At 73.5% G+C, this 20699-nt stretch carries 15 protein-coding genes; 7 read left to right on the top strand and 8 right to left on the bottom strand.

What is annotated here, in order from left to right:
* The first annotated feature begins 30 nt into the window (after nucleotides 1-30).
* On the top strand, nucleotides 31-2661 hold the full coding sequence (locus tag AAIB33_RS18930; protein ID WP_345801505.1) for a DUF4062 domain-containing protein: 2631 nt from the start codon (nucleotides 31-33) through the stop codon (nucleotides 2659-2661).
* Between the two features lie 309 nt (nucleotides 2662-2970).
* Here AAIB33_RS18930 and AAIB33_RS18925 read toward each other — a convergent pair whose 3' ends face one another.
* Nucleotides 2971-5733: an Ig-like domain-containing protein gene (locus AAIB33_RS18925; protein WP_345801504.1), complete on the bottom strand. Its 2763-nt coding sequence runs from the start codon at nucleotides 5731-5733 to the stop codon at nucleotides 2971-2973.
* A gap of 268 nt (nucleotides 5734-6001) precedes the next feature.
* Here AAIB33_RS18925 and AAIB33_RS18920 point away from each other — a divergent pair, with 268 nt between their 5' ends.
* Nucleotides 6002-8605 carry a LuxR C-terminal-related transcriptional regulator gene (locus AAIB33_RS18920; protein ID WP_345801503.1) on the top strand — a complete coding sequence of 868 codons (2604 nt, stop codon included), beginning with the start codon at nucleotides 6002-6004 and terminating at the stop codon, nucleotides 8603-8605.
* 12 nt (nucleotides 8606-8617) lie between these two features.
* On the opposite strand, the gene AAIB33_RS18915 is transcribed toward AAIB33_RS18920, so the two are convergent.
* A complete protein-coding gene (locus AAIB33_RS18915) occupies nucleotides 8618-9631 on the bottom strand; it encodes a DJ-1/PfpI family protein (RefSeq protein WP_345801502.1) in 1014 nt (337 codons plus the stop codon).
* Nucleotides 9632-9846: 215 nt separating this feature from the next.
* Here AAIB33_RS18915 and AAIB33_RS18910 point away from each other — a divergent pair, with 215 nt between their 5' ends.
* Complete coding sequence (locus AAIB33_RS18910; protein ID WP_345801501.1) at nucleotides 9847-10668, top strand: alpha/beta hydrolase; 822 nt, start codon at nucleotides 9847-9849, stop codon at nucleotides 10666-10668.
* A gap of 135 nt (nucleotides 10669-10803) precedes the next feature.
* Here the strand turns inward: AAIB33_RS18910 and AAIB33_RS18905 are convergent, their stop codons facing one another.
* The 3 genes from AAIB33_RS18905 to AAIB33_RS18895 all read right to left on the bottom strand — a co-directional run bounded on the left by AAIB33_RS18905 (nucleotide 10804) and on the right by AAIB33_RS18895 (nucleotide 13645).
* Nucleotides 10804-11157: a group 1 truncated hemoglobin gene (locus AAIB33_RS18905; protein WP_345801500.1), complete on the bottom strand. Its 354-nt coding sequence runs from the start codon at nucleotides 11155-11157 to the stop codon at nucleotides 10804-10806.
* Between the two features lie 68 nt (nucleotides 11158-11225).
* Nucleotides 11226-12896, bottom strand: a complete 1671-nt coding sequence (locus AAIB33_RS18900) for a 5-oxoprolinase/urea amidolyase family protein (protein ID WP_345801499.1) — start codon at nucleotides 12894-12896, stop codon at nucleotides 11226-11228.
* Nucleotides 12890-13645 (bottom strand): 5-oxoprolinase subunit PxpA, encoded by a 756-nt coding sequence (locus tag AAIB33_RS18895; RefSeq protein WP_345801498.1) that lies wholly within the window; start codon nucleotides 13643-13645, stop codon nucleotides 12890-12892. Before AAIB33_RS18895 ends, AAIB33_RS18900 begins: the two co-directional genes overlap by 7 nt.
* 156 nt (nucleotides 13646-13801) lie before the next feature.
* Between AAIB33_RS18895 and AAIB33_RS18890 the strand changes: the two genes are divergently transcribed.
* The 3 genes from AAIB33_RS18890 (at nucleotide 13802) to AAIB33_RS18880 (ending at nucleotide 15793) form a co-directional block, all read left to right on the top strand.
* On the top strand, nucleotides 13802-14668 hold the full coding sequence (locus AAIB33_RS18890) for a fused MFS/spermidine synthase (RefSeq protein ID WP_345801497.1): 867 nt from the start codon (nucleotides 13802-13804) through the stop codon (nucleotides 14666-14668).
* An 81-nt stretch (nucleotides 14669-14749) separates the two neighbouring features.
* Nucleotides 14750-15274, top strand: coding sequence for a hypothetical protein (locus AAIB33_RS18885; protein WP_345801496.1), 525 nt, complete (start codon nucleotides 14750-14752; stop codon nucleotides 15272-15274).
* Between the two features lie 30 nt (nucleotides 15275-15304).
* The gene (locus AAIB33_RS18880; RefSeq protein ID WP_345801495.1) at nucleotides 15305-15793 is read left to right on the top strand and encodes a SprT-like domain-containing protein; all 489 of its coding nucleotides are present in this window, start codon (nucleotides 15305-15307) and stop codon (nucleotides 15791-15793) included.
* A 205-nt stretch (nucleotides 15794-15998) separates the two neighbouring features.
* Here the strand turns inward: AAIB33_RS18880 and AAIB33_RS18875 are convergent, their stop codons facing one another.
* Nucleotides 15999-17732 carry a DUF6345 domain-containing protein gene (locus AAIB33_RS18875; protein WP_345801494.1) on the bottom strand — a complete coding sequence of 578 codons (1734 nt, stop codon included), beginning with the start codon at nucleotides 17730-17732 and terminating at the stop codon, nucleotides 15999-16001.
* Nucleotides 17733-17865: 133 nt separating this feature from the next.
* Nucleotides 17866-18495: a 2-phosphosulfolactate phosphatase gene (locus tag AAIB33_RS18870; RefSeq protein ID WP_345801493.1), complete on the bottom strand. Its 630-nt coding sequence runs from the start codon at nucleotides 18493-18495 to the stop codon at nucleotides 17866-17868.
* Between the two features lie 39 nt (nucleotides 18496-18534).
* On the opposite strand from AAIB33_RS18870, the gene AAIB33_RS18865 reads away from it, so the two are divergent.
* Entirely contained in the window at nucleotides 18535-19164 is a 630-nt protein-coding gene (locus AAIB33_RS18865; RefSeq protein ID WP_345801492.1) for a hypothetical protein, read from the top strand.
* 75 nt (nucleotides 19165-19239) lie between these two features.
* Here AAIB33_RS18865 and AAIB33_RS18860 read toward each other — a convergent pair whose 3' ends face one another.
* A complete protein-coding gene (locus AAIB33_RS18860) occupies nucleotides 19240-20676 on the bottom strand; it encodes an FtsX-like permease family protein (protein WP_345803470.1) in 1437 nt (478 codons plus the stop codon).
* Between the last annotated feature and the right edge of the window lie 23 nt (nucleotides 20677-20699).

Here is a 20699-nt window from a genome sequence, read left to right as displayed (position 1 = left end):
GGTGGCGGGTTGTCGGGCCATGATGTGCACATGACTGGGCCCCATCGCCCGGTGATCCGCACGCCCGACCAGCGGATCCGGGTCTTCGTGAGCTCCACCCTGCGCGAGCTCGCCGACGAACGCCGCGCCGCCCGCGCGGCGATCGAACGCATGCGCCTCGCGCCGGTCATGTTCGAACTCGGCGCCCGCCCCCACCCGCCCCGCGAGCTGTACCGCTCCTACCTCGAGCAGTCCGACGTGTTCGTCGGGATCTACTGGGAGTCCTACGGCTGGGTCGCCCCCGACGAGCAGATCTCCGGCCTCGAAGACGAATACAACCTCGCCCCGCCCACGATGCCCAAACTCATCTACATCAAGGCATCCAAGAACCGCGAACCCCGCCTGAAAGACCTCATCGCCCGCATCCAGAAAGACGACTACGCCGCCTACCTCCCCTTCACCACCGCCGACGAACTCCACGACCGCATCGCCGACGACCTCGCCACCCTCCTCGCCGAACGCTTCGACGCGTCGCGGGACGAGGCATCCGAGCCCCCGGAGGCGCCCGAGTCGTCGGAGCCCCTCGCCGGGCGCATCCCCGTGCCGTACACGACGACGATCGGCCGCGAGCGCGACATCGCCGCCCTGCGGACCCTCCTCGCCGCGAAGCACCGCGTCGTGAGCCTCATCGGCCCGGGCGGCATCGGCAAGAGCCGCCTCTCGATCGAGACAGCGCTCGGAAGCTCGGACCTCTTCCCCGACGGCGTCTACTTCGTGCCGCTCGAGGGCGTGTTCGAGCAGGGGCTGCTGCTGCCGACGATCGCGTACTTCCTCAACATCCGCGACAACGGCGAGGCGGCGCTCGAGGAGCGCATCGCGCATGCCCTCGCCGATCGCCGGGTGCTCGTCGTGCTCGACAACTTCGAGCAGATCGTGGATGCCGCGCCCGTGCTCGTGCGCCTCTACGACCTCGCACCGCTCACGACCTTCCTCGTGACGAGCCGCATCGTGCTGCGCATCCGGGGCGAGCAGGTCTACGACGTCGGCGCCCTGGACACCCCCGACGAGTCGCTGCCCACCTCACTCGAGCGCGCAGGCCGGTCGACGGCGTGCACGCTGTTCGTCGACCGCGCGGAGGCGGCGAAGCCGGGATTCGCCCTCACCGAGGAGAACGCCCAGGCGATCGCACAGATCTGCCGGACGCTCGAGGGCCTCCCGCTCGCGATCGAGCTCGCCGCCGCCAAGGTGCGCCTCCTCACGCCGCAGGCGATCGCCGAGCGGCTGCAGCAGAGCCTCCCGCTCCTCAGCGCGGCCGTGCGCGACCTGCCCGAGCGGCACCGCACGATGCGGGCGACGATCGACTGGAGCGTGAGCCTCCTGCCCGAGGAACAGCGCGACCTCCTGGAAGACCTCGGCGTCTTCGCCCGGCGCTTCACACTCGAGGCGGTCGAGGCGATCGGCGCCGGCCGGTCGTGGGACGGGCTGGGCCTCGACGGGCTCACGGCGCTCGTCGACGCCTCGCTCGTGAAGGCGACCGACGTCGAGGGGCGGACGGTCTACTCGCTGCTCGCGACGGTGCGCGAGTACGCCCTCGGCCGTCTCAAGGAGCGCGGGGATGCCGACCGCATGCGCGCGGCTCACGCCGACTACTACGGCTCGCTCGTCACGCGGCTCGCACCCGACCTCGGCGGCCGGCGGCAGTCCGAGGCCGTCGCCGAGCTCGGCCTCGAGCTGACGAACCTCCGCGCAGCGGTACGGCACCTCATCTACATCGATCGCCTCGACGACGCCGGCGACTTCGCGTGGCGCCTCCTCATCTACTGGTGGATCGCCGGCTTCTTCGGCGAGGTGCGGGTGTGGATGCTGGAGCTCCTCGACAAGCAGACGCCCGTCACGCAGCACACGCGCGCCGTCGCGTGGTTCTTCGCCCTGTGGGGCGAGATGTGGCAGCGGCCCAGTGAGCAGGTCGTCGCAGGCCTCGGCGAGTGCGTCCGGCTCTTCGCCGAGAGCGGGGATCAGGATGCCTCGGCCATGGCGCTCGCCGCGCGCGCGACGGCGCGCGTGCAGTATTCGGGCCTCGACGTCGAGAAGGCCGAGGCCGAGCTGACCGAGGCCGTCGCCCGGCTGCACGATCACGGCAACAACTGGGCCGAGGCGATCACGCGTGTCTCGCTCGGCCGGCTCTCGTGGGTGCAGGGCGAGATCGACGAGGCGCTCGCGCACTTCGGCGAGGCCCTCGCCGTCTCGCGCGCGAGCGGAGACCTCTTCACGACGTCGCTCGGCGGAAACCTCCGCGCGCGGCTCAACTTCATGCGCGGCGACGTCGACGCCGCCGAGGCGGAGTTCGTCGAGACGCTGCACCTGTCGATCCAGCTGCACTACGACGAGGGTGTCGCTTACGGCCTGGAGGGGCTGTGCGCCGTCGCGGCCGCGCACGGCGATGCCTGGCGCGCGGGGGCGCTCGCGAAGGCGGCCGAGACGATCCGGCACCGCATCGGCGTCTTCGACGTCGAGGCGTTCACGGTGCACGCGTCGCACCTCGCCGCGCTGCGAGAGACCGATCCCGAGGGGGTGGCCGCCGGCGAGCGCGCGGGCGCCGACCTCTCCCCCGCCGAGGCGATCACCCTCGCCCTCCCCGACCTCGAGCGCGGCCGCCTGGAGGACGCCCTCCGCCACTGGTGACGCCGCGGTGCTCTCGCCGCTCCGGCACGCTGCGCGGTGCTGTGCCGCGCCGCGCCTCGTGCTGGTCGCTTGTCCATAGCCCGTGCTCTCGCCGCTCGCGTCGCGCTGTGCGCAGCTGGGCTGTCCATAGCCCGTGCTCTCGCCGAGAGCACCCGCTCCGCACGGTGCACGACGGGGGCTTTCGGTGACAGCACGGGCTATGGATGCTGAGGTGGCGACCGGAGGCGCTCGGGCGGCGCGCGAGCCGGCTGGGGAGACGCGGGAAGGGCGGAGGACCCCCAGGTCCTCCGCCCACCGCACGCACCTCGCCTAGCGGCGTGCGGCGCCTCGCCGGAGCCGCGCGATCGCGACGAGCCCCGCACCGACGAGGACGAGAAGGCCCGGGATGACGGGCGCCGCGACGCTCGCACCGGTGACCGCGAGCGACTCGGCCCGCTGAGCGGCGGGATCGGCCACGACCGGCGCGACCTCCGTCTCGGCAGGGAGTGCGGGAAGAGGGGGCTGGCCGCCCTCGGCCGGGTCGTCGACCGGGTCCGTCGGCGTGCCAGAGTCGGTCGGGTCGCTCGGGTCAGCGGGGTCGGTCGGGTCCGCAGGGTCGGTCGGGTCCGCAGGGTCGGTCGGGTCCGAAGGGTCGGCCGGGTCCGAAGGGTCGGCCGGGTCCGAAGGGTCCGCCGGGCCGGCGGGGTCGGTCGGGTCCGAAGGGTCGGCCGGCGTGACCGCGGCCTCCGTGACGTAGACGCGCACATTGCCGTGGCTGACGTCCTCGCCGATCATGAGGCGGTAGGCGAACTGGTCGAGGCCGACGAAGCCCGCGTCGGGGACGTACGTGAACGAGCCGTCCTCGTGCGTCACCACCGTCCCGTGCTGGGGCATGTTCCACAGGGCCTCGTGCACCCACGGGTCCGCACCCGCAGGCACCAGGTCATTCCCCATGAGCCCGGGGGCGCCGACCGTCAGCTGCTGCCCCTTGCCCGTGGTGTAGGTGTCCTCGATGGCGACGAAGGGCTCGTCGCCCGCGGCGTGGACGGCGAACGTCACCGTCGAGGCCGATGTCTCCGCGCCATCGGTCACCTGGTAGTACACGATGTCGGTGCCCGTGAAGCCGGCCTGCGGTGTGTACGTGAGCGAGCCGTCGGCCGCGACCGTGAGGGAGCCGTGCTGCGCCGGGTCGGCGTCGAGCACGAGGAGCGCGTCGCCGTCGGCGTCGACGTCGTTGCCGAGCAGGGCCGGGGCGTCGAGGTGCACCGTCGTGCCGGCCTCGACCGGATACGCGTCGGCGTGCGCCTGCGGCGCGGCGTTCACACCGTCGCCCGGGACCACCTCGAAGGTGATCGCGGCCTCGGCGCTGTAGGCGTTCGAGTCGTCGTGCGCGTTGTAGGCGGCGGTGTCGACGCCCGTGAAGCCGGGGGCCGGCGTGTAGCGGACGGCGTCGGCACCGGCCGAGGAGAAGGTGCCGTGGAGGGGCGGGGTGAAGCCCCCGAAGGACACCGGATCGCCGTCGGGGTCGCTGTCGTTCGCGAGCAGGAGCGACTTCGGGAACAGGAGCGGCTGTCCCGCCTCCACCACGAAGTGGTCGGCGACCGTGAGCGGCGGATGGTTGACGCTGCCGTCCCCGACCTGGAACTCGACCTTGGTGAAGGCGCTCTTGAGCCCGTGCGCGTCGACGGCCCAGTACCGGAAGGAGTCGGTGCCCGTGAAGCCGGCCGGTGGCGTGTAGGTGAAGGCGCCGTCGGCTGTGACCGCGATGCTTCCGAGGAGGTCGCCGTCGTCGATGACCGCCTCGAGCACGTCGCCGGGTTCCACGTCGGTGTCGTTCGAGAGGAGGCCGGCCGCCGCGGCCGTCGTCAGGGCTGTGTCCTTGACGACGCCGTAGTAGTCGGCCGCCGCCACGGGAGCCTCGGGCACGATGGCGGGGCCGTCGGCGGGGATGCCGTCCGCGGCGGGGTAGAGCCAGACCAGGCCGCTCGCGCAGCCGATGGTCGTGCACACCGAGTAGGTGAACGAGTCGGTCTCCTCGATGTACGGGCTCGCCGGCGTGAAGAGGAAGCCGCCCGTCCCGAAGCCCTGCACCGTGCCGGCTCCGAGGGAGGGGGTGTCCACCTTCCACGAGACCAGCTGGCCGTCGAGCTCGTCGTTGGCGAGCACACCGGGTGCCGGGATGTAGAGCGGCGTGCCCCGGGCGTAGAGGTACGAGTCGATGTGCGGCACGGGCGGCAGCTGGAGGTCGCTGCCCGCGGGGAGCACGTCGATCGTGACGGTGGCCCACTCGCTCTCGAGGTCGAGATCGCCGTGGTCGTCGCGGAGCACGTACTGGAAGGTCGCCGTGCCGACGAACCCCGGCTCGGGCGTCCAGCGGAAGCCGGGCGAGTCGATCCACTGCAGCACGCCCGACGAGGGCGGCGTCATGTCGTTGATCTGGAACCAGTCGCCGTCGGGGTCGTGGTCGTTCCACATCAGACCGGGCTTGCCCACGAGCAGCGAGGTCCCCTCTTCGATCTGCCAGTGGTCGTCGACCGCGACCGGGGCGGTGTTGGTGTCGGGGCCCGCGGACTGCACAGGCGGGGCGAACGACACGAGCGGCGCGAACGCCTCGGCGCGGGGAGCGCCGATGGATGCCTCACCCGCCGTCGCGGCCGGCGTCTCGGTCGCGTCTGCCGGAGCACCGGCGGCAGACGTGTCGCCGGCAGGCGCTTCTCCCGCAGCCGTCTCGCCGGCAGGCGTCTCGCCGGCAGGCGTCTCGCCGGCAGGCGTCTCGCCCGCAGGCGTGTCCTCTGCGGGCGCGTCAGCGGCAGGCGCAGGCGCGGGCGCCGGGTCGGCGGCATCCATCGTCCCGGTCCGAACCGGCTCCCCCGCCCCGACCGTGGCGTCGGGAGCGGGCGCCGTGTCTGCTGTCGCATCCGTCGACTCGGCGAGCGCCGTCGCCGCGGACGCTTCCTCGGCGCGGGCGGGAAGGCCGGAGACGAGTGCGAATCCGACGGCGATGACGGTCACGATGAGGATGCCGACGAGTCGCACGACGGCGGGGACGGGGCGGCGCCTGGGTGCGCCGGCCGGGTTCGGGGCGAGGTCCATGGTGGGGTTCCTTCTGGCGAGGTGGTCGTGCGGATCCGCACACCATCACGATGGCGGCGCGCCCCACGCGCCCGGATGGGTGGGCGGTGCTCATCTCCGCGAGCGCCGATTACTCACCCCGAACTCGGATACTCAGAGAGCTGCGGATGCGGCGGATGACGGCATCCCTCACCCCCAGGTGCGCCCGCGCGCCGCTCACCCCTAGAATCGCGCTCAGTTCGGACGGCTCTGGGGAAGGACCGGGATGAGCTCACAGCAGGGGGCTGCGATGGAGCATGCCCTGGCGCCCTGGCCGCTCGCGGGTCGCGACGAGGTGGTCGATCGTGCCGTCGCGGGGCTGGAGGGCCTCGTCCGCACGCTCGTCGTCTCGGGCGAGTCGGGCGTCGGCAAGAGCCGCGTCGCGGCGACGGTCGGCGAGGTGCTGGCCGCTCGAGGCTGGACGGTGCTCTCGGCCGGAGCGACGTCGATCATGTCGGGCGTGCCGCTCGGCGCGCTTCTGACGCAGTTCCCCGGGGACCGGGCGCAGCTCGCCGCGTCCGCGGCGGATCCGGCGACGCTGCTCGCGCGGGCGATCGACGCCGTCGAGGCTCGCGGACCCGCTCCGCGCGTGCTCGTGCTCGACGACCTCGGGCTGCTCGATCCGCTGTCCACGACCCTCATCGCCCAGCTCGTCGCGTCGGACGTGCTGCGGCTCGTCGCGACGATCCGCTCGGGCGACCCGCTTCCCGACGCCGTCATCGCGACGTGGAACGCCGACCGCTCGGCGCGGCTCGACCTCGCGCCCCTCGACCCGGACGCGATCGCAGCGCTCCTCGCGCGCGTGCTGGGCTCCCCCGTCGCGCACCGCAGCGTCACGGAGCTGCACCGCGCCACCGGCGGCAACCCGCTGTTCCTGCGGGAGCTCGTGCTCGGCGCCCTCGACGCGGGGCGGCTCGTGCCCCAGGCGGGCGTCTGGCAGCTCACGGGCGAGGCCGTCGGGTCACCCGCGCTGCGCGACCTCATCCTCGCGCGCATCGCCCAGCTCGACGCGGACGAGCGCGACCTCGTCGAGCGGCTGGCCGTGTGCGGCGAGCTGGCGGCATCCCATCTCCCCGACTCGCGGGCGCCACTCGCGCGCCTCGAGGCGGCCGGCATCGTCGCGATCGGTCCGCAGCTCGAGGTGACTCTCGGGCACCCCCAGTACGGCGCGATCGTGCGCTCGTCGCTCTCGCGCCTCCGCGCCGCCGACCTCCTGCTGGAGCAGGCCGACATCCTCACGCAGCACGGCCGGGGGACGGCCGACGACCTCCGCGCCGTCGTCTGGCGGCTCGAGGCGGGGGTCAGCTCCGACCCCGAGCTGCTCATCAGCACGGCGCTGCTCGCGCAGCAGGCCGGCGACTTCCCCACCGTCGAGCGCCTGTGCACGGCCGCGATCGCCGCGGGAGCCCGACGCCCCGATGTGCTGCTCATCCGCGGCGCCGCACACCTGCGGATGGGCCGTAACGACGAAGCGCTCGCCGACCTGCGGGCGGCGCGCGAGCTCGCACCGGAGGGGCAGCTCGCGAGCTCGATCGCGGCGACGACCGCGATGGCCCACGCCATGGTCCACGAGGGCATCCGGGACGCGCTCGCCGTGCTGTCCGGCGCTGAGGCCGACCTCGGCTACGCCGATCCGGGACTCGAGCTCACGCGTGCCCAGATCGAGCTGTGGGACAACCGCGTCTTCGACGCCGACCGCGTCGTGCGCGGAGTGTCCGACCTCCTCGGCGACTCGATGCCCGAGCGGGCGATCGTCGCGGCCGCGCACGCGCAGCCCCTCGCGGCGATCGGGCACGACGACGAAGCCCTCGCCGCGGCGCACACCGCGCTCGCGTTCGCCCGCGCGACGAGCGACAATCCGGTGCCCGGGCACACGGTCGCCGACGCGCTGCACACCCTCGGGATCGTGCAGCTTCACGCGGGACTCGTGAACGACGCACGGGCGACGGCGAAGCAGGCGCTCGTCGAGGCCATCGGCGCCGACGACGAGATCGTCACGCGGTCGATCGAGTTCCTGCTCGGCCGCATCGCGGCGGACGCGGGGCAGATGGAGACGGCCGCGCGCTGGTATCGCGACACGATGAGCGGCGCCCTCACGGTCGGCCCCGTGAGCCTGTACGTGCCGGCGCTCGCGAGCCTCGCGATCACCCTCGCACAGCACGGCGACGTCGACGCCGCGCGACGCGAGCTGGAGTCGCTTCCGGCCGGGGTCGACGCGGGGCCCGGCGGGATCCTCGCGCACGCCTGGCTCAACGCCCTCGACGGCGACCTCGACTCGGCGCGCACCGCGCTGCGCGCGGGCGCCGTCGACACGCATGCGACGGGCCACAACTTCCTCGCCGGAACCTACCTCTTCACGCTCGCGCGGCTCGGCGACCCCGGGGCCGCGGCGGCCGACCTCACGGCGCTCGAGGCGGAGAGCCCGGGCGGCCTGCTGGCGCTGCAGGCGTCGCACGCCCAGGCGGAGGCATCCCGCGACCGCGCTCGCCTCGCGACCGTCGGCGAGAACTGGTCGGCGCAGGGCGCGCACCTGCTCGCCGCGGAGGCGTTCGCGTCCGCCTCGCGCGCCGCGCGTGCCGAGGGCGACTCCCGCGCGGCTGTCGCGCTGCAGGCGCGCAGCGACGAGGAGGCCGCGCAGTGCGAAGGCGCCACGACGCCGCTGCTCCGCTTCAGCGAGGAGCGCACCCCGCTGACCCGCCGCGAGCGCGAGATCGCGGCGCTCGCCGCCAGCGGGGCGAGCTCGAAGGAGATCGCTGCGAAGCTGTTCCTCTCGACCCGCACGGTCGACAACCATCTGCAGTCGGTCTACGGCAAGCTCGGCATCAGCGGGCGGCACGAGCTGGCCCGTCTGTAGCGCCGCGCGCCGTCAGGACGCGAGGTCGAGCAGTCGCCCGCTGGATGCTCGGGGCCCGGCGGGCATCGCGGACCGGAAGGCCCGCTGATACTGCGACGGCGAGATCCCGAGCCGCGCGATGAAGGCGCGGCGCAGCACCTCGGCGCTGTTGTACCCCGCCTGTGCGGCCGTCGCCGTGACGCTCGCGCCCGACTCGAGATGCAGCCGGGCCAGGTCGAAGCGCACGGCGTTGACGTACTCGGCGGGCGACTGGCCGAGCTCCTCCCGGAATCGGCGCGTCAGGTGACGCGGGCTCACGGCGACGAGCGCGGCGAGGTGGGGCACGGTCCACGCGCGCGCGGGGTCCGCGTCGACGAGGTCGGTCGCCCGCCGCACGATCGACGCCGGCTGCGCGCGGGCGCGCAGGGGCACGGAGTACTGCGACTGGCCGCCGGAGCGCTGCAGGTAGACGAGGAGGAGCTGCGCGACCTGCCGCGCCACGTCGGCGCCGTGGTCGTCCTCGACGAGCGCGAGCGCCAGGTCGATCCCCGCCGCGACGCCCGCCGACGTCGACGCGTCGCCGTCGCGGACGAAGATCGCGTCCGGCTCGACGCGCACACGCGGATAACGGCGCTGCAGGTCGGCCGCGAACTTCCAGTGCGTCGTGGCGCGCCTGCCGTCCAGCGCGCCGATCTCGGCGAGCACGAAAGCGCCGCTGCAGATCGAGACGACACGACCGGCCCGCGCAGCGAGGGCGGCCGCGGCATCCGTCACCGGCGCCCGCGCGAAGTCGCGAGGCGGCAGCTCGCTGCCCGGCACGATGACGGTGTCGACCTCGCCCGTGTCGTCGGCCGATCCGTGCACCGAGACCGTGCTTCCGAGCGAGGTCATCACATCGCGACCGTCGGGTGAGAGCAGCACGACCTCGTAGCCCTGCACGGCCTGGTTCGCTTCGACGAACACCTCTGCCGGGCCGACGTAGTCGAGGCTCTTCACACCGTCGAACAGGAGGAACGCGATTCGCCGTCGGGCGAGGGACGAGGGCATACCCTCATCCTTCTGGATGCCTCCCGCCGGTCCAATTCGGCGGTTCGGTTCCGTCGATCCCGGCGACCCGGAAGTGGTCCGGATTCGTGGGATGCACGGCCGTTCCCGCGGGGCGCCGCCGGGCGCCGATCGTACAGGCTCGAGGTGGCGCCGTCGCCCGTGACGGCTCCGGCGAGTGGGGCGACGGGCCGGCCCACTGATCGCAAGGAGTCCGCATGCCGACGTTCACCACCTCCGACGGCACCGAGATCTATTACACCGACTGGGGCACCGGCGCGCCCGTCGTGCTGAGCCACGGCTGGCCGCTCAGCTCCGACGCCTGGGCCGTCGAGTCCAAGCTGCTCGCCGACGCGGGCTACCGTGCCATCGCCCACGACCGCCGTGGACACGGCCGCTCGACGAACACCGACCGCGGCCATGACATGGACACCTACGCGCGCGACCTCGCCGAGCTCATCGAGCACCTCGACCTCACCGACCTCGTCGTGATCGGCCACTCGACGGGCGGCGGCGAGGTCGTCCGGTATGCGGCGCAGCACGGCAAGGGCCGCGTCCGCAAGGTCGTCACCGCCGGTGCCGTCCCGCCCGTCATGGTGCAGTCCGAGACGAACCCCGAGGGGACGCCCATCGAGGCCTTCGACGGGATCCGAGCCGGCGTGCTCGCCGACCGCTCGCAGTTCTACAAGGACCTCGCGGTGCCGTTCTACGGCTTCAACCGCGACGGCGCCGTCGTCTCGCAGGGTCTCATCGACGACTTCCAGCGTCAGGGGATGCTCGCGGGCCTCGTCGCCGCCTACGAGTGCGTCAAGGTCTTCTCCGAGACCGACTTCACCGAGGACCTGAAGGCACTGGATGTGCCGATCTTCCTCGCGCACGGCTCGGACGACCAGATCGTGCCGATCGCCGCGGCCGCCGAGAAGTCGATCGATCTCGTGTCCGACGGCACCCTCAAGGTCTACGAGGGGGCCCCGCACGGCATCTCCGGCGAGTACCAGAAGGCGCTGATCGCCGACATCCTCGCGTTCATCGCCGACTGAGCCCGCAGCGTGACCCGGGAGTCTCGCCCTCGGGGGCTCTCGGGTCTCGCTCCCGCCGGTGTGCCAGAACGTCGCCGAACCTCGACGTCGAGTCGCGCGATCCTGTGGCGACTCGGCGGAGGTGAACGAGCCGCGCTACGCCGTGACGACGTCCTCGCGGAGCGGCTCGACGCGCTCGCGCACAGCAGTGACGACGTCGTCGGCGACCCCGAGGTCGTGGAGGCTCGTCGTGAGGTGCTCGACGATCGTGTCGAACCCCTCGTCGGTGATGTCGCGACCGGCGTGGGCCGAGGCGAGGTCGCGGCCGGAGAACAGCTCCGGCCCGCCGAGCGCTGCCGCGAGGAACGCCCGCTGATGCGACTTCAGCCGCATGATGTCGATTCCGTCGAACCACGGCGACACCGACGGATCGGCGAGCACGCGGTCGTAGAACACCGACACCGCCGCCTTCACCGACGCGGCGCCGCCGATCTCGTCATACACAGCCATGGGTTCTCCTTCTCAGGTCTGCGCTCACGCTATCCAGCGGGCGCCGTCCCCGAGTAGGCAGTCGTTACTCAATTCGCGCGGGCGTGACGGAACCGGATGCGGCTGCCGGGCCTGGCCTGCGCGATCGCGTCGAGCGAGGCATCCGTCGCCACCGCGATGACGGGGTAGCCCCCGGTCACGGGACCGTCGGCGAGGAGGATCGTGGGGCGCCCGGTCGGAGACACCTGCAGCGACCCCGGCACCATGCCCTCGCTCGTCAGCTCGCCGTCGCGCACGCGGGTGAGAGCCCGTCCGTCGAGGCGCACGCCCACCCGATCCGCGTCATTCGTCACGGTCCACACCGATTCGAAGAGGTCGCGAAGCGCGGATGCCGCGAACCAGTCCGCCCGCGCACCGGGGGCGAGCTCGACCTCGAGCTCTGCGTCGTGCGGCGCGCCCCACGGCGCGATCTCCGCGGCGGGGATGGGAAGGGATGCCGCGCCCGCGAGCGCGACGAGAGTGCCGGCACGCAGCGGGTCGGGGCCGAGTGCGGCCAGGAGGTCGGTCGCGCGCGACCCGAGGACCTCATGGCCGGCGAGGCCGCCCCGCACCGCGAGGTACGCCCGCGCGCCGTGGGCGAACCAGTCGAGGTGCAGCTCGGCGCCGGCCGGCCAGGGGTGCGCCTCGTACGGGTCGAGCTCGTGGCCGTCGAGTCGGATCGCGCCCCACGCGCCCGCAACGGCGAACCAGAGGTCGGCCTCCGCGACGGCGCGGAAGCCGCCCATCGTCACCTCGACACCCGCCTCGGCCTCGTCGTTGCCGACGAGGCGGTTGGCCGTGCGCAGCGCCCCCCGGTCGAGCGCGCCCGACGGTGCGACGCCGAGCGATGCGGCACCGGGGCGGCCGAGGTCCTGGAGCGTTGCGAGGAGCCCGGGCTCGACGACGCGGAAGGCGCGGCGTGGCGACGGGTTCGGGGACCGGGGTGGGGCGCCGGAGGCTGTGGGTCGACCCCTCGACAAGCTCGGGGACCGGGGGGTGGCCGGTTCCGCCTCGACGGCGCGATCCGTCGACGGGCTCGGGGACCGGGGGGTGGCCGAGCCGGTCGCTGAGCCTGTCGAAGCGTCGGACGCCGCGGTCGGCCGGAACCGCACGCGCGTCCCCGGCGCGAGGAGCGCGGGCGTCGCGGCATCCGGGTCGAAAAGCAGGGCCGACGTGGTCGCGATGAGGCGCCAGCCGCCCGGCGTCTCGCGCGGATAGGCGCCCGAGAAGCCGCCGGCGAGGCCGATCGCACCGGCCGGAACGCGCGTCCGGGGGCTCGCGAGGCGCGGCACGTCGAAGCGCCAGTCCTCGCTCACGAGGTACCCGAACCCGGGAGCGAAGCCCGTGAAGGCGACGGTCCACTCGGCGCCGGAGTGGCGGGCGACGAGCTCGTCGCGGCTCAGCCCCAGCAGCTCCGCCGTCTCGGCGAGGTCGGGCCCGTCGTAGACCGCGTCGAGTTCGACGACCGTCGCGTCGGCGCGAACCGGGGGCGCGGCATCCATCCCCTCCGCGGTGCGCTGGATCCACGACCGCGCGGCCGCGAGCGTCAGCCGGCGAGGGTCGACCTGCACCAGGACCGTGCGCGCCGCGGGCACGAGGTCGACGACGCCTCGGGGGCGCGACGCGGCGAGCGCCTCATGCAGGGCGAGCACCTCATCGAGCGCGGCGACCTCGGCGATGACGGCGCGATCGCCCATCGGCAGCAGGCGCGGGCTCACCACGGCGCCCGCACCTCGATGCCCTCCACGTCGAGAGCGGCTCGCACGGCGCGCGCCATCGCGACCGCGGCGGGCGAATCGCCGTGGAGGCAGAGGGACGCCGCGTCCGCCGCGATGTCGGATCCGTCGACGGCATCGACCAGGCCGGCGCGCGCGAGGCGCACGGCCCGCGCCGCTACGAGCGCGGGATCGTCGAGGAGATCGCCCGGCTCGCCGCGCGGCACGAGCGAGCCGTCGGCGCGGTAGCCGCGGTCGAGGAACGCCTCGCGGACGAAGGGAATCCCCGCACGAGCGGCGGCGCCCGCGATGGCTCCGTCGAGTCCGAGGATCGAGAGCGCCCGGCCGAGGCGGGCGGAGAGGTCGGCGACGGCGGCGACGACGGCATCCGCCTCTCCCGCGTCCCGCGTCACCGCGTGGTACAGGGCGCCGTGCGGCTTGACGTACCGGAGGTCGGCGCCGGCCGCGAGCAGAGCGTCGAGCTGATCGGCGACGCTCGCCCGGAGGGCGGCGGGCTCGATGTCGATCCGGGTGCGCCCGAACCCGGCCTGGTCCGGGTACGACGGGTGCGCGCCGACCGCGACACCGAATCGCCGCGCGCGGTCGACGGCGGCGCGCATCGACGCGGCATCTCCCGCATGCCCGCCGCACGCGACATTCGCGCTCGAGATGACGGCGAACATCGCCTCGTCGTCGGCCGTCGGGACCCCGTCGACGGTCTCGCCGAGGTCGGCATTGAGGTCGATCGCGGGCATGCCCCCACGGTAGCCCGGCGCATTCGCGTGCGAACCGTGCACGAACTCCTCAATTCCGTCGTCGCACGGGCGCGACACGCCGCGCTGCCGGGCGCCGCGGGCGGTTCTTTGAGGAGTTCGTGCCGGGCCGCGCCGGTGCCCGGATAGCGTTGAGCCATGGCGAGGGCGAGACGGGAACCGAGTGACGACCCGCAGGCCCGGCTCTCCGACGGCACCATCGCGCGCATCGTCCCCTCGGGCTTCACGAGCGGGTCCGAGCTCGTCGTCGACGGAACCCCGCAATCGCACGTCGACCTCGACGATCCGACGCACCTGCACTTCGAATACGTCGCGCGGATGGGCGCCGTGATCGACAGGCTCCGGATGCCGGGCCAGCCGCTGACCGCCGTGCACCTGGGCGCGGGGGCCCTGACGATCCCGCGGTACGTCGAGGCCACCCGGCCGGGATCGCGTCAGCAGGTCATCGAGCTCGAGCCGGCGCTCGTCGACCTCGTGCGCGAGAGTCTCCCGCTGCCGAAGGGCGCCGCGATCCGCGTGCGCATCGGCGACGCGCGCGAGGGGCTCGGCCGGCTTCCGGCGGGGCTCGTCGGGGCGGTGGACCTGCTCGTCTCCGACGTCTACTCGGGCGCCCAGACGCCGGCCCACCTCACGACGATCGAGTTCTACACCGCGGCCGCGCGGCTGCTCGCCCCCGACGGCGTGCTGCTCGTCAACGTCGCCGACGGCGCGGGACTCGCGTTCGCGCGGCGTCAGGTCGCGACAGTGCGCGCCGTGCTGCCGCACGTCGTCGTGCTCGCCGAGGTGCAGACCCTGAAGGGCCGGCGGTTCGGCAACCTCGTGGTCGCCGCATCCCCCGCTCCCCTGCCGACCGAGTGGCTGCCGCGCCTCATGGCCGCCGGCCCGCACCCCGCGAAGGTCGCCCAGGGCGACGAGTTCGACGAGTTCGTGCGGGGAGCCCGACCCGCGACGGACGCCGACGCGACGCCGTCGCCGAAGCCCTCGGCATCCATCTTCGAGAGATGACCCGGCGTGCCGGGACGCCTCCCCGGCGGACCGCGGGGCAGACTGGGACGGCGAACCGGTGACAGCGGAGAGGAGTCGACGGTGAGCTACATCCACGGATACGACCCCGATACCCTTCGCGAGCGCATCGACCCGCGCCAGTGCCAGGAGCGCCTCGACGAGATCGGCGAGCAGCGCAGCCTCGCGGCCCTGCTCGAGCGCGTCTGGCTGCTCAAGGTGCTCGACCGCCTCGACGACTCCCTCGTGCTGTCCGAGCAGTCGGTGCGCCTCGCGCGCATGGCGGGGACGCGCAAGGACCTGCTGCGAGCGCGCATCCTGCACGCCTCGGTCATGCAGCAGCGCGGCGCGTACGCGGCGGCCGAGCAGGAGCTGACGACGTGCGCCGAGGAGGCCGAGGGGCAGGGCTGGAACGCCATCGCCGCCTTCGCACTCCAGCACCGGGGCAAGGTGCGCTACGACGCCGAGGAGTACGAGACGGCGCGCGAGGACTTCAAGCGCGCGCTCTTCCTGCGACAGGAATCGGGAGCGACCGACGCGCAGCTCGAGTCGACGCTGCTCGCGGTCGACGCCGCCGACCGCCGACGCGCCCGGGCCGTGGCCAGCTGACTGTCGCAGGTTCGTTCTAGTCTCTCCGGCATGTCGGAACTGCATCGCGTGCGCCTGTGGGCGGAGGCCCTCATCGCGTCCCACCTCGACGACTCGTGGACCTTCGCGTTCGACAACGCCAAGCGCCGCGCGGGGCAGTGCGACTACACGCGCAAGCGCATCACGGTGTCGCGCTACCTCGCGGCGCGCTACGACGACGACACGAATCACCAGACGCTGCTGCACGAGGTCGCGCATGCCCTGGCGGGAGCGGATGCCGCGCACGGCCCGCGCTGGAAGGCCATGGCCCGCGACCTCGGCTACGTCGGCGGCGTGACCCATCACGGCGAGACGGCGACCGACCTGGCGCCGTGGGTGGGCGTGTGTCCCGCGGGGCACACCGCGTACCGGCACCGACGCCCGTCACGGGCGACGTCGTGCGTCAAGTGCGCACCGCACTTCGACGCCCGGTTCCTCTTCACCTGGACCCGGCGCGAGATCACCCCCGCCACGCGGCTCGCCGCCATGACGCCCCGCTGACGCGCCGACGCGCACCAGCGCGGGTCCCGCGCTGACGCGCAGCAGCGCCGCGCCGGCCACACGCCGACGTGCAGCAGCGCCGCGCCGGCCCTCCGCCGACTCGGCGCGCCGGCCCTCCCCCGACTCGGCGCGCCGGCTCCCCGCCGACGCGCACCAGCGCGGCGCCCCGCCCCCGGAGCGCCGCGCTGTCGGCATCCGCTCGATCTCAGCAGGGCGAGTACGTGCACGCCCGGTAGGTCGAATTGCGGATGTCGGGGCCGACCGTTCCGCGTCCCCACAGGTGGTCGTCGGCCGTGTTCGCGGTGGAGTTGCCGATGTAGTACGCCGCGGCGTAGATGTCGGGCCCGTACGGGTCGCCGTACGTGTTGGTCGACGGCTGGATCTCCTGCGCCGCGCGGAACCACGCCTGGCGCAGCGTCATGCCCGATCGCGCGTAGCTCGCGATGCGGCGCCCCTCCTCCTCGTTGTCGAAGGTGACCGCGGCGTAGCCGAGCAGCAGGTGGAGGCCGTCGAAGACCCCGCGCCACCGATCGTGCACGTTGCCGCCGCCGTTGATGATGTCGTCCTCGAGCGGACCGCAGGCCGCGATCACCGCCCACTCCAGGTTGTTGCGTCCCCAGTGATCGGACGGGTTGTTCGGCTGCGCGCCGATCTCGGTGTAGTTCAGCCAGTCCGCCGCGCCGCCGGTGGCCAGCATCCATCCGTCGGGACCGGCGTGACCGGTGTAGAACACGAAGTCGACGTCGTCGACGTACTGATCGTCGTTGCTGATCCAGTCCGACTTCCACGCGGCCTGGTTGCCCCAGTTGAACCGGCGCTGCCACCCCTCGGCGCTCATCTCGTCGACGAAGCCCTGCGCGTTGCCCTGGCTGCCGCCGAGCCCTCCGAAGCTGCCGATCCACGAGGCGCCGAAGGAGCGCGGGCGGATCGCCTCGAGGAGCGCCGAGAGGTCGATGCCCGTGAGGCCCGGCTTGATGAAGATCGAGCCGGACGGCCCCCGCGTGAGGACGTTCTCGGGCTGGATGCCGCGGCGGCGCAGCGCCGCCGAGCTCACGGTGAGGTCGCTCGGGACCGCACGGCCGGGCGTGATGACGTCGCGCAGGACCGCGGGCGAGAGCGTGATGCCCTCCGTGCGGTCGGGCACGGGCGCCTCCCGCCGGGTGACCTCGCCGAGCTCGGTGGCCGGCACGAGCGTGACCCGCGAGGGGATCCACTCGTCGCCGTTTCGGACATCAGCGGTGACGGCGTACACGGGGAACAGGAGGTCCTGCGCCGCGAACGACGGGGCGCTGTAGTAGCCGAGCTGCGCGCCGGTGACGCGCACGTTCTTGCCGTCGCGGCTGAGGCCCGCCGCCTCGATCGCCTCCTCGACGCTGCGAACGGGCAGCTCATCGGCTTGGAACGCATCGCGCCACACCCCGTGCACGCCGACGATCTGGCCGCCGTCGCCGACGGTCGCGCGGAAGCGTCCGCCTCCGCCGAAGACCGGAAGCGCGTCTCCCGGGATGTCGGGGCGACCCGAGACGTCCACGACGACGTCGCGCGCATAGGTCGCCTCGCCCTCGTCGACGCTGCGACCGTTGTCGTCGTCGGTCACGGTCTTCGAGCGGCGCACCCCGGGCTCCGTGTACCGGAACGGTTCGGTGAGCTCCGGCGTCAGCCGCAGCTCGTCGAGCACGGTGCGGGCGATCTCGGCGACCTGGTCGTCCTTCGGTACGTCGATGCGGGGATCGCCCCACAGCCGGCTGAGATCCCCCGCCCAGACGCCGCCGCGGGCACGGTCGGCGTCGACGGTGACGTCGAGTCCTCGCACCGCGGTCGTCGCGCCGCGCGAGTCGATCCTCAGATCGTGTCCGCCCAGCACGTCCCTGGCGAGCTTCTCGACCTGGATGTCGTCCTGCCGCGCCGATGTGGTGTGGAACACCGGAAGCGAAGCCATGGCCTTCTCCTTCTCTCGCTGACGGGAGGCCGCACGGCCTCCTCAGGAGTGCAGAGGGAGGAATCGGCGCGCTGATACGCGTCGGGTCAGATGTCGTCGCCGGGGCTTCGGAGCGGCGTGCCGGGGCGAGCACTCAGAGCGCGACGAACGCTCCACGGCGCAGCACCGGCACGACGGTGGACGCGTCGACGGCGGCGGCCGCCCGCACGTCGTCGGCGCGGTCGGCGCGCTCGCGGCCGGAGCCGCTCGCCGTCAGGAGGTGCCGGGCGGCACCGCGCAGCGCGCGGAAGGCCTCGCACGCGACCGCCGCCTCGGGCGACGAGTGGTCGATGCCGCGGTCGGCGAGCGCGGCGATGACGGCACCGGCGCCGAGCAGGTCCTCCATCGCGAACCGCGGGCCGTCGCCCACGGCGATGACGGCGACGCTCGTGCGCGCGCTGCGGCGACGCTGCTCGGCGAGCACGGCGTCGGCGACGGCCGACGCGTTCGTGAGGGCCCCGACGAGCACGAGACCCTCCGCGGGCGCCACCGCGGCGAGGGCGTCGGCCGAGGCATCCCGATCCCCGGCCCCTGGGCCATCTGCCGACGCGTGCCGGCCCCCCGCCGCGATGAGGTCCGTCGAGGCGATGACGTCGGTCGAGGCGTCGAGCACGTCCACGAGCACGACGACGTCGGCCGGCGCGAGCCGGGCGAGCCCCTCAGCGCCCCAGTCGAATCGGACCTGGTACGTCGACTGGTCGAAGGGATGCTGCGGTTCGGGCATCCCTCGAGCCTAAGCGGCGACCCGATGCGAGACTGGAGCATGCGTGTTCTGCTCAAGCTCGTGATCGACTGCGATGCGGATGCCGCCTGGCGGGCGGTGCACTCGCCCCGCGCGGTCGCCGAGCTGTACGGCCCCCTGCTCGACCTCGACCCGCTCGTCCCGCACGGCCTCCCGACCTCGTGGTCGCCCGGCGACGACGTGCCGGTGCAGCTGAGCGCCCTCGGCGTCGTGCCGATGGGGCGCCAGCTCATCCACATGAGCGAGCGGTTCGTCGACGGCCCGCACGGACCCGTCCGGATCTTCCGCGACAGCGGCATTCCTCTCACGGGTCCGCTGTCGAGCCTCGACGTGTGGGATCACCAGATGGCCGTGTCGCCGGCGCCCGGCGATCCGTCGCGCACGCTGTGGCGCGATCGCCTCGTCATCGGCGGCCCGACGGCCGCCCCGCTGTGGCCCCTGCTGTGGACCGTGTGGCAGTGGCGAGGGGCGCGCATCCGGGCCCTCGCACCGACCTGGGCCCACGACCCCGAGCCCGCACCCGAGTCGGAGCCCGCACCCGCACCCGAGCCGGAGCCCGCACCCGCACCCGCACCCGAGCAGGAGCCCGAGCCGGAGCCCGCGCCCGAGGCCGCGTCCGCGCCCGAGCCGAAGACCGCGCCCGAGGAATGACACGGAAGAACGGGATGCCGCGGCGAAGCCCTGCCGCGGCATCCCGAGCCGTCGCCGCCCCGAACGGCGACGGGTCTACTCCGCGAGCGCCTCGACGGGTGCGACGCGTGTCGCGAGACGGGTCGGCACGACCGTCGCGACGAGGGTGAGGAGCGCCGTCGCGGCGATGATCACGACGACGGGCCAGAACGGCACGGCCGGGGCCACGAAGTTCATGACGCGCGGCGCCTCGGGGTCGATCGGCACCGAGCCGAGGAGCGACTGCGCGCCGGCCCAGCCGTAGACGACGCCGAGCACGAGCCCCGTGATGAGGGCTGCGATCGTGAGGTGCGCCGCCTCGAGCAGCACGACCCGTCGCACCTGGGCGTTCGAGAGGCCGAGCGCGCGGAGCAGTCCCAGCTCGCGGCGGCGCTGCACGACGCCGAGGGTGAGGAGGTTGACGAGCCCGACAGCGGCGATGACGGCCGAGACGCCGACGAGTCCCATCATGATGGCGGCGAAGGAGTCGATGACCGTGCCGATCTCGTCGGGGAGCTCACCGCCCGCCGAGACAGTGAGCACGGCCTTCACGGTCTCGAGCGCGACGGCGAACATCGTCACGAGCGTCACGCCCATCACGACGCCGATCGCCATGCGACTCGAGCGCTCCGGGTAGCGCAGGGCGTTCTCGGCGGCGAGCCGCGCGGTCGCCGACGAGCCGAACCAGCGGCCGACGAGGCGGAGCACGGGCGGCATGACGAGCGTCGCACCGAGCGCGAGCCCGGTGAACGACAGGATGCCGCCGACGAACGCGATCATGACGCCGAGCGGCGTGACGAGTCCGGCGAGGATGCCGAGCGCGAGCAGGGCGCCGCCGACGATGAAGAGCACGAGGGCCGTGATGTTCCGCCCGCTGCGCCGCGCCACGGTCTCGCGCGACGCCTCGACCGATCCGCCCAGGGCCTGCAGCGGAGTGACCGCGAGCACGCGCCGCGAGCCCGCCCACGCGGCGGTCCACGTCGTGAGGGCGACGATGACGGCGGGCAGCAGGAGGGATGCCTGCACCACCGAGTACGAGACGCCGTCGAGTCCGAGGACCGCGGTCAGGATCGCGACGCCCGCGGCCGAGAGCAGCGTCCCCGCGACGAGTCCGACGAACGCCCCGATGACTCCGACCACGAGACCCTGCTGCGCGACCTCGCGCCGCTGCGAGCGCGCGGAGGCTCCGATGAGGCGCAGCAGCGCGATCCGGCGCGTGCGGCCCGCGACGACGGTCGAGAACGTGTTGGCCGTGACGATCGCCGCGACGTAGACCGCGACGCCGACGAGCAGCGTCGTGAGGAAGCTCAGCACGAACGCGAGCGTCCCGCTGTCGCCGACGTAGGGGTCGGCACGCAGCATCGCGCCGATGAAGCCGGTCGCGGAGATGAGCACGACGCCGAAGGCGCTCGACAGCGCCGCGACGAGCACACTCGCGCCCATCCCCCGTTCGCGCAGAGAGCCGAGGGAGAGGGATGCCGCGCCCCGCGGCATCCCTGTGTCGACGGTCGCCGCGG

The organism is Microbacterium sp. AZCO, assembly GCF_039614715.1.
In the GTDB taxonomy this organism is placed as follows: Bacteria; Actinomycetota; Actinomycetes; order Actinomycetales; family Microbacteriaceae; genus Microbacterium.
The sequence above is the reverse complement of the archived record's forward strand: the minus strand, read 5'-3'. Positions and strand labels throughout refer to the sequence as shown.